The sequence below is a fragment of the Acrocarpospora phusangensis genome, from assembly GCF_016862995.1.
In the GTDB taxonomy this organism is placed as follows: domain Bacteria; phylum Actinomycetota; class Actinomycetes; order Streptosporangiales; family Streptosporangiaceae; genus Acrocarpospora; species Acrocarpospora phusangensis.
The window spans coordinates 63753-77724 of sequence record NZ_BOOA01000004.1 but is presented as its reverse complement, the minus strand read 5'-3'; the positions used below and the strand labels follow the sequence as shown (position 1 = coordinate 77724).

Below are 13972 nucleotides of genomic sequence, written 5' to 3'. Positions count from 1 at the left end.
CGGTGTGATCGGGGTCAGCTGGCTCATGATCGCGCTGCCCCTGCTCGGGGCCGCGGTGCTGCTGCTGGGCGGTCGCCGTACCGACAAATGGGGCCACTTCCTCGGCGTGCTGATGGCGCTGGCGTCGTTCGTGGTGGCGGCGCTGGTGTTCTTCCAGATGCTGGGGTTCGCGCCGGCCGAGCGCCGGGTGAGCGTGCCGCTGTACGCGTTCATCCCCGGCGTCGCCGACCTGGGCCTCCTGATCGACCCGCTGTCGATCTCGTTCGCGTTGCTGATCACCGGGGTCGGGTCGCTGATCCACATCTACTCGATCGGCTACATGTCGCACGACACGGACCGGCGCAGGTTCTTCGCGTACCTGAACCTGTTCGTGGCGGCCATGCTGCTGCTGGTGCTGGCCGACAACTACGTCGCGCTGTTCATCGGCTGGGAGGGCGTCGGCCTGGCGTCGTACCTGCTGATCGGCTTCTGGCAGTTCAAGCCGAGCGCGGCCACCGCGGCCAAGAAGGCCTTCGTGGTGAACCGGGTCGGCGACTTCGGCCTGCTCATCGCGATCTTCATCGTCTTCACCACGTTCGGCTCGGTCGCCTTCGGCGAGGTGTTCCCGAAGGCGGGTGAGGCCTCCCAGGGCACGCTCACCGCGATCGGGCTGCTGCTCCTGCTCGGCGCCTGCGGCAAGTCGGCCCAGCTGCCGCTGCAGTCCTGGTTGCTGGACGCGATGGAGGGCCCGACCCCGGTCTCGGCCCTCATCCACGCGGCCACCATGGTCACCGCCGGCGTCTACCTGGTGGTGCGCTCCGGCGCGGCGTTCTTCCCCGGCGACGGCACAGCCTCGCTGGTCGTCACCATCGTGGGCGTGGCCACGCTGCTCGCCGGCGCCATCATCGGTACCGCCAAGGACGACATCAAGAAGGCCCTCGCCGGGTCCACGATGTCGCAGATCGGCTACATGATGCTCGCCGCCGGCCTCGGCCCGGTCGGGTACGCCTTCGCCATCGCGCACCTCATCACGCACGGCTTCTTCAAGGCCAACCTGTTCCTCGGCGCCGGCTCGGTCATGCACGGCATGAACGACCAGGTGGACATGCGCAGGTACGGCGGCCTCCGCACGCTCATGCCGGTCACCTTCATCACCTTCCTGGTCGGCTACCTGGCGATCATCGGCTTCCCGCTGCTGTCCGGTTACTTCACCAAGGACGGCATCATCGAGACCGCGATGGAGCACAACGCGATCCTCGGCTGGCTGGCCGTGGCCGGCGCGGGCATCACCGGCTTCTACATGTCCCGGGTGGTCTTCATGACCTTCTTCGGGGAGCGCCGCTGGGACAAGGACGTGCACCCGCACGAGTCCCCGGCCGTCATGACCTGGCCGCTGATCGTGCTGGCCGCCGGGTCCGCGGTGCTCGGCGCGTACCTGGTGCTGAGCAACCGGCTCATGGTGTTCCTCGGCCCGGCCGTCGGCCTGCCCGAGGAGCTGCCCGCCTTCCACGTGGTCAGCCCGGTCGGCCTGGCCACGCTCGCGCTCGTCGCGGCCGGCGCCGGCTACGCCTGGCTCAAGTACGGTCGCCAGGAAGTGCCCGTCGTCGCTCCGCGCGGCTCGTTCCTCACCACCTTCGCCCGCCGCGACCTGTACGGCGACGCCCTCAACGAGGCGCTGTTCATGCGCCCCGGCCAGTGGCTGACCCGGCTCGCCGTCTGGTTCGACAACCGCGGCGTGGACGGCCTGGTGAACGGCCTGGCGGCGACCATCGGCGGGACCTCGGGACGGCTGCGGCGCATCCAGACCGGCTACGTCCGCTCGTACGCGCTGTCAATTTTCGTCGGCGCCGCCATCCTGGCCGGTGCCTGGTTCGTCGTAGGGACCTTGTGATGCCCTGGCTCTCGATACTGATGGGCGTGTCCGTGCTGGGCGCGCTGGGCGTGGCGTTCGTCAAGGACGACCGCCTCGCCAAGCAGGCCACCCTCGCGGTGTCCCTGGTCGTGCTGGCGCTCACCGTCGTCATGACCGTGCAGTTCAGCCCGAACGGCGACCGCTTCCAGTTCGTGGAGACCTACGACTGGATCCCCGCCTTCGGCGTGCACTACGGGGTCGCCGTGGACGGGGTCGCGCTGGTGCTGATCCTGCTGTCGGCCGTCCTGGTGCCGATCGTGGTGCTGGCCTCCTGGCATGACGCCGAGGCGGGCAAGCGGTCGGTGCGGACGTACTTCTCGCTGCTGCTGGTGCTGGAAGCGATGATGATCGGCGTCTTCGCGGCGACCGACATCTTCCTCTTCTACGTGTTCTTCGAAGCCATGCTGATCCCGATGTACTTCATGATCGGGTCGTACGGCGGGGCGCAGCGGTCGTACGCGGCGGTCAAGTTCCTGCTGTACTCGCTCTTCGGCGGCCTGCTCATGCTGGTCGCGGTCATCGCGCTGTACGTGATCGCCGGCAAGGGCACGTTCATGTTCCCCGAGCTGATCGGCGCGATCAAGGACCCGACCACGCAGAAGTGGCTGTTCCTGGGCTTCTTCATCGCGTTCGCGATCAAGGCTCCGCTCTGGCCGTTCCACACCTGGCTGCCGGACGCCGCCGCCCAGGCTCCCGCCGGCGCGGCCGTGCTGCTGGTCGGCGTGCTGGACAAGGTCGGCACGTACGGCATGCTGCGCTTCTGCCTCGAACTCTTCCCCGAGGCCAGCAAGTGGGCGACCCCGGTCGTCATCGCGCTGTCGGTCATCGGGATCGTGTACGGGGCGATCGTGGCCATCGGGCAGACCGACATCAAGCGGCTCATCGCGTACACGTCGATCTCGCACTTCGGCTTCATCGCGATGGGCGTCTTCGCGATGACCTCGAACGGGGCCTCCGGGGCGACCCTCTACATGGTCAACCACGGCTTCTCCACCGGGGCGCTGTTCCTCATCGCCGGGTTCCTGATCTACCGGCGCGGGTCGCACTTCATCGAGGACTACGGCGGGGTGCAGAAGGTCGCGCCGGTCCTGGCGGGCGCGTTCCTGGTGGCCGGGCTCTCCGGGCTCTCGCTGCCCGGTCTCAACTCGTTCGTCAGCGAGTTCATGGTGCTGCTGGGGACCTACGAGCGGTACGCCGTACCGGCCGTGATCGCGGCCACGGGTGTGGTGCTGGCCGCCCTCTACATCCTGTGGATGTACCAGCGGACCATGAACGGCCCCACCGCCGAGTCGGTGCGGAGCATGCCGGACCTGAACATCAGGGAACGCTGGGTGGTGGCCCCGCTGCTCGTGCTCATCATCGTGCTCGGGCTCTTCCCGAAGCCGCTGCTCGACGTCATCAACCCGTCGGTCAAGGAGACGCTCACCAACGTCTCGGTGACCCACCCGGCCCCGGCCGTCGCTAAGGAGGGCCAGTGAACATCACGGCTCCCACCATCGAGTACCTCCAGCTCGCGCCGCTGCTGATCGTCTTCGGCGCGGCCATCCTGGGCGTGCTGGTGGAGGCGTTCGCCCCGCGCTACCTGCGCCGGGCGATGCACATCCCGCTCACCCTGCTCTCCCTGGCGGGCGCGTTCGCGCTCGTCATCGTGCAGACGATCAAGGGCGTGCCGACCGAGCCGTCGGCCATGGGCGCGGTCGCCGTGGACGGCCCCACCCTGTTCATCTGGGGCATCATCCTGGTCCTGGCCTTCGTCACGCTGCTGCTCATCAACGACGAGGACCACTTCGTCCCCGCCGCCTCGGCCGTGCCCGGCTCGGCCGAGGAGGAGCGCGCCCTCATCGAGGGCAACGTGCACACCGAGGTCTACCCGCTGGCCCTGTTCGCCATCGGCGGCATGCTCCTCTTCCCGGCCTCGAACGACCTGCTCATCATGTTCGTGGCCCTGGAGGTCATGTCCCTCCCGCTGTACCTGCTCTGCGGCCTGGCCCGCCGTCGCCGCCTCCTGTCCCAGGAGTCGGCGATGAAGTACTTCCTGCTCGGCGCCTTCTCCTCCGCCTTCTTCCTGTACGGCACCGCCCTGCTGTACGGCTTCGCCGGCTCGGTCGACCTCGCCAAGATCGACACCGCGCTCGGGGCGGTCGGCGGCCAGGACGCCCTGCTGTACACCGGAGCCGCACTGCTCGGCGTCGGCCTGCTGTTCAAGATCGGCGCGGCGCCCTTCCAGGCGTGGAAGCCCGACGTCTACCAGGGCGCGCCCACGCCGGTCACCGCCCTGATGGCCTCCGGCACCCTGGTCGCCGCCTTCGGGGCGCTGCTGCGGGTGTTCTGGATCGCTCTGGGCAACCTGGACTGGGACTGGAGCCCCATCATGTGGGCGGTGGCCATCCTCACGATGGTCGTCGGCGCGATCCTGGCCATCACCCAGACCGACATCAAGCGCATGCTCGCCTACTCTTCGATCGCGCACGCCGGCTTCCTGCTGGTCGGCGTGGTCGCCATCGGCGACGCCAAGCAGAACTCGATCGCGCTCAGCTCGATCCTGTTCTACCTGGCCGTCTACGGCATCACCTCGGTGGGCGCGTTCGCCGTCGTCACCATGGTCAGGGACGCGGGCGGCGAGGCCTGGCACCTGTCCCGCTGGGCCGGGCTCGGCAAGCGCTCGCCCAAGCTGGCCGGCGTGTTCGCGTTCTTCCTGCTGGCGTTCGCCGGAATCCCGCTCACCAGCGGCTTCTTCGGCAAGTACGCGGTGTTTCAGGCGGCCATCGCCGGCGGCGCGCTGCCGCTCGTGGTGGTCGGCGTGGTCTCCTCGGCCATCGCCGCGTTCTTCTACGTCCGCGTCATCGTCCTGATGTTCTTCAGCGACCCCGCCCCCGACGGCCCCACGGTCGTCCTGCCCTCGTGGGGGACCGCGGGCGTCGTCGGCTTCGCCGCGTTGGCTACGGTAGTGCTGGGGGTCTTCCCGCAGCCTGTCCTCGACCTGGCACAGTCGGCTGCGGGCTCGTTGTTCGTCCGTTAGGAGCTTTAACCATGGCCGCGCCGCCCGTTGTTGATCTACCCGTCGTCGACGAGCGGCTGGCCGAGGATCTGTCCAGTGGGCTGGCCGCGGTGGAACGCCTGCTCAGGTCCTGCGTGGAGAGTGAGGACGCCTTCGTCACGGAGGCGTCCAAACACCTCATCGAAGCCGGGGGCAAACGTTTCCGGGCCATGCTGGTGCTGCTGGCGGCCCAGTTCGGCGACCCGAAGTCCGCGGCCGTCGTGCCGGGCGCGGTCGTGATGGAGCTCACCCACCTGGCCACGCTCTACCACGACGACGTCATGGACGAGGCCGCCGTGCGCCGCGGCACGCCCTCGGCCAACGCGCGCTGGAACAACACGGTCGCCATCCTCACCGGCGACTACCTGTTCGCCCAGGCCGCCGACATCCTCGCCGACCTCGGCCCCGAGGCCGTACGCATCCAGGCGCGCACCTTCTCCCGTCTCGTCCGCGGTCAGATCAGGGAGACCATCGGCCCCGCCTCCGGCGCGGACCCCATCGCCCACTACCTGAGCGTGCTCGCCGACAAGACCGGCTCCCTCATCGCCACCTCCGGCCGCTTCGGCGCCCTCCTCTCCGGCGCCTCCGAAGACGTCGTCACCCGCGTCACCGCCGCCTGCGAGGCCATCGGCGTCGCCTGGCAACTCGGCGACGACCTCATCGACGTCGCCTCCGACACCGTCGGCTCCGGCAAAACCCCCGGCACCGACCTCCGCGAAGGCATCCGCACCCTCCCCGTCCTCTACGCCCTGGGCTCCACCTCCCCCGCCGAAGCCCGCCTCCGCGCTCTCATCTCCACCCCCGTCGCTGAAGCCGACGTCAACGAGGCCCTGTTACTCCTCCGCGACAGCGACGCCCTCAAGCAGGCCCGCGGCGAACTCCTCCGCTGGACCGACCGCGGCAAATCCGAACTAGAGGGTCTACCGGACATCCCAGCCAGGGCCGCCTTGATGTACCTGTGCGACTACGTGGTCGAACGCTCCGGCTGACGCCGATGTGTACGGCCGCTATGAGCAGAATGACCAGCTGAGAAGGGTGCCGTTGCATGCAGCGCGAGCCCGGGGCCAGCGCGAAAAGCGATGGACGCACAAACCCCGGCCAACTCGCCCTGCTCGCCGTGGCTCCACCTCGTCCACAATGGCCCGACCTCTTCGTAGGCCGTCCCTGCTTGCCGTGATTCCCCCACCCACCCACCCTTTTCGAGCTGGCGCTCGGCCCTGCCCGCCTTCGAGCTGGCGCTCGGCCCTGCCTGCCTTCGAGCTGGCGCTCGGCCCCGCCCGCCTTCGAGCTGGCGCTCGGCCCGCCCGCCTTCGAGTTGGCGCTTGGCCGCATCCGGCGTTCGCCGTGCCGCTGGACGAATGCCGGCCTGCTCGCCGTGGGTCGCATCCCGCTGAGCGGCGTAGTTCAGGCGTCGCGTGCGGCTCTGCTGGTTTGACTATGCCGTTAGCAGGTCGGGCTGTGCCACTGGGTGGGGTGTGGGTGTCGATCAGTAGCGTCATCGACCACTCCGACAGGTAGCGGCGGCCGGCCACCTGTCATTCGTCGTGACCTGCCTTGTTCAAGTTGGGCGCTTCGGCTCATCCGCCACGCCCCAGCCGGACGGGGCTGACGCAGCAGATGGAACCGAGCGCCAGCTCGAAGGCAGGCGGGGCCGAGCGCCAGCTCGAAAAAGGGTGGGTGGGTGGGGGAATCACGGCATGCTTTAGAACGTGGCTGCGATGCGTTTGGCGGCCTTGCCAGTTATGGCGGTGGGGCGGCCGGTGGCTAGGAGTTGGAGGTCGGTGGCTGGGGTTTGGATCTCGTCTGGGCCTTCGCTGGCTGACCGGGTGGCGTCGGTGGCGATCAGGGGGGCCGCGGAATCGTTTGGGGGTGCTTGGGGTGGGCGCCTCAGCAGCGTGGGTCGGAGGCCGGACCCGGTCTAGACATCCGCGCGAGGATTTATCGCGCCGAGGCGTTGAGTTTCTAGCGGCCGCGGGCTGCCAGAGCCTCCTTGGGGAGGTCCTCCTCGGGCTCCTCGGACGAGGCGTGCGCGAACGACAGACCGTTTCGCAGGCTGTCCCATGTGAAGACGCACAGCGCCAGCCACACGACCAGGAAGCCCGCCCACCTGCTGGCCGGCATCGACTCATGCGCGACGAACACACCGAGCAGGAACTGCAGCACCGGCGCGATGTACTGCAGGATGCCGATGATGCTCATGGGCACGCGGATGGCCGCCGCCGTGAACGCGAGCAGCGGTACCGCTGTCACGATTCCCCCGCCGACCAGCAGCAACGCATGCCCGACGCCCTGCGCCCCGAAGGTGTTCTCCCCGCCGAGCACGGCCAGATACCCGAGCGCCGGCAGCAACAGCACGACGGTCTCCACCGTCAGGCTCTCCGCGGCACCCACGTTCGCGGCCTTCTTCAGCAGGCCGTACAGGCCGAAGGAGAAGGCCAGGGTGAGGGCGATCCAGGGCAGGCTGCCGTACGCGACGGTCAGGATGACGACGGCGATGCCGCCGAGGGCGACGGCCACCCACTGCCAGCGGCGCAGGCGTTCCCGGAAGACTGCCACCCCGAACAGGATGTTCACCAGCGGGCTGATGAAATAGCCGAGTGCGCTCTCCACCACGTGTCCCGTGTTGACCGCGAAGATGTAGGTCCCCCAGTTGCCCGAGATCAGCACGGCGGCCAGGGTCAGCAGGACGAACTGCCGCCTGGTCAGCGTACGGATCCACGACCAGTGCCGACGCACGGACAGGATGGCGACGACGGCCACCAGTGACCAGATCATGCGGTGGGCCAGGATCTCCACCGCCGAGGACGGCTTGAGCAGCGGCCAGTAGAGCGGAAAGAGCCCCCACATGGCGTAGGCCGCGACTCCGTACCAAAGACCTCGACGTGTTTCAGGCATGTGCCCCAGTTTGACTGCTTACGCCGTTTACGACAAATAAGTACAACTCGCACGATACTTAAGCGTTGCTAACCGATGGAACAAACCAGAGTGTGCTTCGGTTGACGCAGATGGACCTAAGGAGGAACCTCAATGGGCTGGATCTTCGGCACCGACAAGACCACCATGATCACTGCTCAGGACGCTCTCCCCGGCCGCCCTGAGCGGATGCCGGTCGCCCCTCGCCATCTGGTCCTCGACGCCCCGCTCGCCCCTCCGTACCCGCCGGGATCCGAGATCGCGGACTTCGGCCTGGGCTGCTTCTGGGGAGCCGAGCGCAAGTTCTGGCAGACCCCCGGCGTGATCACGACGGCCGTGGGCTACCAGGGTGGCTACACCCCCAACCCCACCTACGAGGAGGTCTGTTCCGGCCGCACCGGCCACACCGAGGCCGTGCGCGTCGTCTACGACCCCAACCGCATCTCCTACGAGGAGCTTCTCAAGCTCTTCTGGGAGTCCCACGACCCGACCCAGGGCATGCGCCAGGGCAACGACGTCGGCACCCAGTACCGCTCCACGATCTACACCCACACCCCCGCCCAGGAGAAGTCCGCCCTGGCCTCGCGGGACGCGTACCAGTCGGTCCTGACCCGGGCCGGCTACGGTTCCATCACCACCGAGATCGCCCCCGCCCCCGAGTTCTACTTCGCCGAGAACTACCACCAGCAGTATCTGCACCGGAACAAGAACGGCTACTGCGGCATCGGCGGGACCGGGGTCGCCTGCCCGATCGGCCTCACCACCGGCGAGGCGTGACCCTCTGAACGGTCGGCCCGTGATCACCCGTTCGGGGCGGATCACGGGCCTTCGTGTGTCCCTCAGCCTTCCGATCCCGCCGTGCCCGACGGGGTGGACGTGCCGCTCTGGCCGGTAGGGCGCTCCTCGGGATCGGAGGGCAGCGCCGTGGTCTCCTCCGTCGGCACGATCGTTTGATCGTCGCCGAGCATCGGGTGCTTGGTCTCCCAGTAATGCCAGCCTTCGACGCGGGCGGGGACGTTGGCGATGCCGGCGGCGACCCGGACGTGGCGGCAGGAGGGGAGGACGGACCAGGCCGACCAGCCGACGCGGTAGCCGATTACGCGGTACCACATGTTGCCGTACATGCCGTCGGAGATCCGGTGGGTGTACTCGTGGCCGGTGAAGATCATGTGGCGTGTTTCGAGGTGAGGGAGTTCCTTCCGGCGGAGGTGGCGGATGACGTGGTCGATGTTGATCCCGCGCTGGCTCTCGTTCTCCAGCTCGATCCACGCGAGCACTTCGTGTTCGCGGGTGACCGAAGCCTTCATGATCCCGCCGGGGCCGTCCACGTACCGGGTGCGCGGCACGTAGAAGTTCCTGGGCAGGGGACGGTCGAACTTGTAGAAGTCGCGCATGGCGCAGCGCGCGGCGGCCCGGCAGGCGGCCGACCTGCAGGATTTGCGCTTGTCGTCGGTGCCCGCGTGGGCCGGGGCCGGGCTCGGCCCGGTGATCAGGGCCGTCGAAAGGGAGCAGTGGAGGGCTGCCCTCGTGAATCTCCGCATCGGGTGGCGTGCCTCCGGCCGTGCCTTTCTGGATGTGATCACTTGATGGTCACATCTGCGGCGAGTGGCTTCGGAGCGCCACGCCGCTCTCCGTGCGGTCTTTACAACGGAGTCGCAACACTCCCGAATCGGGCGTCGTCCGGCTGTGAGGATTGTGCCTTGTTGCCGGAAACCTGTCGGGGAGCGCACGAATGAAGATCAAGCTGGGTGTCGGGTTAGCCGGTGCGCTGGTCCTGGTCGGAGCGCTGGTGGACGGGGGTGCCGGCGAGCTGACGGGCGTGAGCCTGGCGTCGGTGTCGGTGTCGGTGTCGGCGTCGGCTCCCGCGCCGCGTACGCCCGTGCCCTCGGGACCCGGCAAGGTGCGCTGCCCGAAGCCGACCGCGGTCGTCGGCAGCGTCTCCCAGCTCAGGAAGGCGCTCGCCTCGGCCCGGCCCGGCGCGGTGATCCAGTTGCGTCCCGGTGTCTACCAGGGCGAGTTCGCCGCCCAGAAGTCGGGCACCCGGGCGAAGCCGATCTTCCTCTGCGGCACCGCCGCGTCGGTCCTGGACGGCGGCGGCATCAAGAAGGGGTACGGCTTCCACCTCGACAACGTGAGCTACTGGCGGCTGGTGGGCTTCACCGTGCGCAACAGCCAGAAGGGCGTCATGGCGGACCGTACCCGCAACTCGATCATCCAGGGCCTGAGCGTGCACGAGATCGGCGACGAGGCGATCCATCTGCGGGTGTTCAGCACCGGCAACATCGTGCAGTACAGCAAGATCTACAACACCGGGCTGCGCCGGGCGCAGTTCGGCGAGGGTGTCTACCTCGGGTCGGCCGAGTCCAACTGGGGCAGGTACACCGGCGGGAAGATGGACCGCAGCGACCGCAACCTCGTGCGCGGGAACGTGATCCGGGCCAGGGCCGAGGCCGTGGACATCAAGGAGGGCACCCGCGGCGGCCGGATCGTCGGCAACATCTTCGACGGGTCCGTCCTCGGCGGGCACAAGTTCAACGACTCCTGGATCGACGTCAAGGGCAACGACTACGTCATCGAGAACAACAGCGGCAGGCGTACGCCGCAGGACGGGTTCCAGACCCACGAGATCGTCGACGGCTGGGGGACCGGGAACGTGTTCCGCGGCAACCGGATCGATCTCGCCGGCGGCAGGGGCGTCGGGATCAACGACACCGTGGGTGGCAACACGATCACCTGCGACAACAAGGTGACCGGCGGACCGCTGCTCAAGAAGGGCGCGTGTTCCTGACCGCTGGCGGCGGTGTGTGTCCCCGTCAGCCGGAATGCTCGTCCCGGGCGGAGATCAGTTCGTCGAGCCTGCCGTGCAGGTGGGCCACGGCCACCTCGATGTCGGTGTGGTCCCGCTGCGCCGCGCGTACCTCGGCGGCGATGATGCCGCAGCGGTGCACCTTGGCGAAGTCGCCGAAGGGGAACTTGTAGCGGCCCTTGGTCTCCTCGTTCTGCTCGTCGTCCTCGCCCAGGAACCAGTGCTCGTACTCCCCGAAGCCGTGCTTGTCGAGGAAATCGTTCTCCTGCTGGGCCGAGGGGTGGTGCTCGCTCCAGTCGTCCATTCCGTCCAGGACGTAGTGGCCGTCGTCGATGAGCTTCTTCGCGAAGTCGAACGCCCGTTTGTTCAGCTTGACAGTCATGATCTCCTCCCCTCTTCGTCTGTCCGGGAAGTCATCCGTCCGGGAAGTCTCTCTTTCACGGTAGGTCGCGGCCCGCCAGCAACGCCCCGCCAGCTGGTAAACGTTGGCAGACGGGAAGGGCCGTAACCTTGCCGGATTTGACCCGTTTGGCACCGGTTTGTCCTGCTGGGCTAGGGGTATGGTCCCTGGCTCCGTAGGGAGGCGGTAGCGATGCCGAACCGCTTGTCCGCCCCCCGAACCAGGGAACTCCTGCGCAAAGCCCTCCTGGAGCGCGCGATCGGCGCCGTCTACCGCCCGCGCACCGAACGCGAGAGCCACTACTTCCTCGCCCGCGTCTCCGAGCAGTTCGACGCGTTGATCCACATCGACGAGACCCACGCCATCGAACCTCTCGACGGCGAAACCTCTCCCGCTCGGCTTCCTCGATCTTGATGGGTTCGGCTCGTACCATGTGACCTCGAGAAAGGGTCTTGTGGATCACCCCCTTACACAGGATCGCCCGCGATTCGGCGTGTGAGGGGTTGTTGATGGTGGTGCGGCGGTTGGCCGTCTTGGTGGCCGTGCTGGCGACGGCGGTGGTGGCGGAGCCGGTCGGGGCGGTGGTGCCGGGGAGCAACGGCAAGATCGTTTTTGGGAGTGAGCGGGACGGCGACTACGAGGTGTACGTCATGAACGCGGACGGCACCGGGCAGACGCGGCTCACCGCCAATGCCGCCAACGACAGCCAGCCGGTGTGGTCGCCGGACGGCACCAAGATCGCTTTCATCAGCGATCGGGACGGCGACTTCGACGTGTACGTGATGGGGGCCGACGGGAGTTCACCGACCAACCTCACCAACAACGCCGCGGCCGACGGCGCGCCGACGTGGTCGCCGGACGGAACGATGATCGCGTTTCGGAGTGAACGGGACGGGGACGGCGAGATCTACGTGATGGGCGCGGACGGGAGTTCGCCGGCCAACCTGACCAACGACGCCGGCAGTGACAGTGACCCGGCCTGGTCGCCGGACGGCACGATGATCGCGTTCAGGAGCGATCGGGACGGCAACAGCGAGATCTACACGATGAACGCCGACGGCGGCGGGCAGGTGCGGGTGACGGTCAACACCGCGACCGACAGCGCCCCGGCCTGGTCGCCCGACGGCACGAAGATCGCTTTCGTCACCGACCGGGACGGCAACCTGGAGGTCTACGGCATGGACGCCGACGGAACCGGCCAGGTCGACCTCAGCAACCATCCCGGGATCGACGACGACCCCGTGTGGTCGCCGGACGGCACGAAGATCGCCTTCCACACCGACCGGGACGGCAACCTCGAGGTGTACGCGATGGACGCCGACGGAACCGGCCAGCTCAACCTCACGAACAACGCCGCCCACGACTTCCAGCCGGACTGGGCGGCCGGTCCCAGCCTGCAGTGCACGATCACCGGAACCGCCGCCAGGGAGCGCCTGACCGGTACTCCGGGGGACGACGTCATCTGCGGACTGGGCGGTAATGACCGGCTCAGTGGGCGCGGTGGCAACGACACCCTCATCGGCGGGCCCGGCGACGACATCGTCAACGGCGGCACCGGGCACGACACCCTCGTCGGCGATGACGGCCGCGACCGTCTCAACGGCAACGCGGGCCGGGACACCTTGTATGGCGGACCCGGGCACGACCGCCTGGACGGTGCCAGTGGTGACGACACCATCCACGGCGATGAGGGCGACGACTTCCAGCGTGGGGGTAGCGGCAACGACGTCTTGGACGGCGACGGCGGTACCAACATCAACAACGGTGGGTCAGGCGCGGACCTGTGCCTGAATCCGTCCATCGGCCACAGCTGTCCCTGATCAGGTGATGGTGACCTTGCCGGGGACGTGGCCTGTTTCGAGGTACGTGATGGCTGCGGGGATCTCGGCGAATGGGTAGCGGCGGTTGATGATCGGGGTTACCTGGCCGGCTTCGATGAATTCCGTCAGGGTCGTGAGGGCGAGCTTCTTCGGGGTGTAGTTGACCGTGTCGACCATGAGCATCTTCTGGGACGTGAATCGGGACGATGCGAGTCCGGCGGTCATGTGGCCGACGGGTTGGACCCAGCGGCCGGCCTTTCCTCCGATGACGGAGCGGATGCCCTTCGGTTTGAGGACTCGCCGGCAGGCGGAGGCGGAATAGCCCCCGGCCATGTCCAGCAGCAGGTCGTAGCGTTTCCCGTTCCGGGTGAAGTTGGTCTTGGTGTAGTCGATGACGTCGGTCGCGCCGAGCGACAGGACCAGGTCGACGTTGCGGGTGCTGCACACCCCGGTGACCTCCGCCCCCATGGCCCGGGCGATCTGCACGGCGAACGTCCCCACTCCGCCGGAAGCCCCGTTGACGAGCACCTTCTGCCCCGGCTGGACGTCACCCACGTCGCGTAACCCCACCAGCGCGCTGACGGCCGCCATCGGCACCGCCGCCGCCTGCTCGTACGACAGGTTCTTGGGTTTCGGCGCGACCAGGTTCTCCTTGACGCACACGTACTCCGCGAAGCCGCCCTGCTCGATGAGGGCGAAGACCTCGTCGCCGGGACCGAACTCCGTCACGTCCTTGCCGACCGCCTCGACCTGCCCGGCCACGTCGGCGCCCAGGATGCTGAACTTCGGCCGCCTCGGCCCGAGCCCGCCCATCAGCCGCGCGATGTACGGCTCACCCCGCATGTGATGCCAGTCGTACGGATTGACCGAGGTGGCGACCACCCGAATCAGTACTTCGTCGTCTCCGGGCACCGGCGTGGCGATATCGGTGAGACGCAGGACCTCGGGCGGGCCGTACGAGCGCAGAACGAACGCCTTCATCAGATTCTCCTTGTCGACTGCGGGCGATCGAGGCCCGCGAAATCAGCGTAAGAAGCCATCGCGAAGGGCTCATCAGCCGAAAGTACGCCCGTTTGCTGGATGATCGGCCAGCTCAGGAGGGGCC

At 67.9% G+C, this 13972-nt stretch carries 12 protein-coding genes; 8 read left to right on the top strand and 4 right to left on the bottom strand.

Annotated elements, in window-relative coordinates:
* The first annotated feature begins 25 nt into the window (after positions 1-25).
* The 4 genes from nuoL to Aph01nite_RS03505 are packed head-to-tail and all read left to right on the top strand — an operon-like array spanning position 26 to position 5917.
* Entirely contained in the window at positions 26-1870 is a 1845-nt protein-coding gene (nuoL, locus tag Aph01nite_RS03520) for an NADH-quinone oxidoreductase subunit L (RefSeq protein WP_204039362.1), read from the top strand.
* Complete coding sequence (locus tag Aph01nite_RS03515) at positions 1870-3369, top strand: NADH-quinone oxidoreductase subunit M (RefSeq protein WP_204039254.1); 1500 nt, start codon at positions 1870-1872, stop codon at positions 3367-3369. The genes nuoL and Aph01nite_RS03515 overlap by 1 nt, the downstream gene beginning before the upstream one ends.
* Positions 3366-4910, top strand: a complete 1545-nt coding sequence (gene nuoN, locus Aph01nite_RS03510) for an NADH-quinone oxidoreductase subunit NuoN (RefSeq protein WP_204039253.1) — start codon at positions 3366-3368, stop codon at positions 4908-4910. The genes Aph01nite_RS03515 and nuoN overlap by 4 nt, the downstream gene beginning before the upstream one ends.
* A gap of 11 nt (positions 4911-4921) precedes the next feature.
* Positions 4922-5917: a polyprenyl synthetase family protein gene (locus Aph01nite_RS03505; protein WP_204039252.1), complete on the top strand. Its 996-nt coding sequence runs from the start codon at positions 4922-4924 to the stop codon at positions 5915-5917.
* Between the two features lie 973 nt (positions 5918-6890).
* Here the strand turns inward: Aph01nite_RS03505 and rarD are convergent.
* On the bottom strand, positions 6891-7823 hold the full coding sequence (rarD, locus tag Aph01nite_RS03500; RefSeq protein WP_204039251.1) for an EamA family transporter RarD: 933 nt from the start codon (positions 7821-7823) through the stop codon (positions 6891-6893).
* 132 nt (positions 7824-7955) lie between these two features.
* On the opposite strand from rarD, the gene msrA reads away from it, so the two are divergent.
* Positions 7956-8618, top strand: coding sequence for a peptide-methionine (S)-S-oxide reductase MsrA (msrA, locus tag Aph01nite_RS03495; RefSeq protein ID WP_204039250.1), 663 nt, complete (start codon positions 7956-7958; stop codon positions 8616-8618).
* A gap of 62 nt (positions 8619-8680) precedes the next feature.
* On the opposite strand, the gene Aph01nite_RS03490 is transcribed toward msrA, so the two are convergent.
* Positions 8681-9382, bottom strand: coding sequence for a hypothetical protein (locus tag Aph01nite_RS03490; protein WP_204039249.1), 702 nt, complete (start codon positions 9380-9382; stop codon positions 8681-8683).
* Between the two features lie 191 nt (positions 9383-9573).
* Here Aph01nite_RS03490 and Aph01nite_RS03485 point away from each other — a divergent pair, with 191 nt between their 5' ends.
* Positions 9574-10629 (top strand): right-handed parallel beta-helix repeat-containing protein, encoded by a 1056-nt coding sequence (locus tag Aph01nite_RS03485; RefSeq protein ID WP_204039248.1) that lies wholly within the window; start codon positions 9574-9576, stop codon positions 10627-10629.
* Between the two features lie 25 nt (positions 10630-10654).
* Here Aph01nite_RS03485 and Aph01nite_RS03480 read toward each other — a convergent pair whose 3' ends face one another.
* The gene (locus Aph01nite_RS03480; RefSeq protein ID WP_204039247.1) at positions 10655-11029 is read right to left on the bottom strand and encodes a hypothetical protein; all 375 of its coding nucleotides are present in this window, start codon (positions 11027-11029) and stop codon (positions 10655-10657) included.
* Between the two features lie 210 nt (positions 11030-11239).
* Here Aph01nite_RS03480 and Aph01nite_RS03475 point away from each other — a divergent pair, with 210 nt between their 5' ends.
* Both Aph01nite_RS03475 and Aph01nite_RS03470 read left to right on the top strand, forming a co-directional pair.
* Entirely contained in the window at positions 11240-11461 is a 222-nt protein-coding gene (locus tag Aph01nite_RS03475; RefSeq protein ID WP_204039246.1) for an erythromycin esterase family protein, read from the top strand.
* 110 nt (positions 11462-11571) lie between these two features.
* On the top strand, positions 11572-12867 hold the full coding sequence (locus Aph01nite_RS03470) for an LpqB family beta-propeller domain-containing protein (protein WP_204039245.1): 1296 nt from the start codon (positions 11572-11574) through the stop codon (positions 12865-12867).
* Here Aph01nite_RS03470 and Aph01nite_RS03465 read toward each other — a convergent pair whose 3' ends face one another.
* The gene (locus tag Aph01nite_RS03465) at positions 12868-13848 is read right to left on the bottom strand and encodes an NAD(P)-dependent alcohol dehydrogenase (RefSeq protein ID WP_204039244.1); all 981 of its coding nucleotides are present in this window, start codon (positions 13846-13848) and stop codon (positions 12868-12870) included.
* Positions 13849-13972 lie beyond the last annotated feature (124 nt).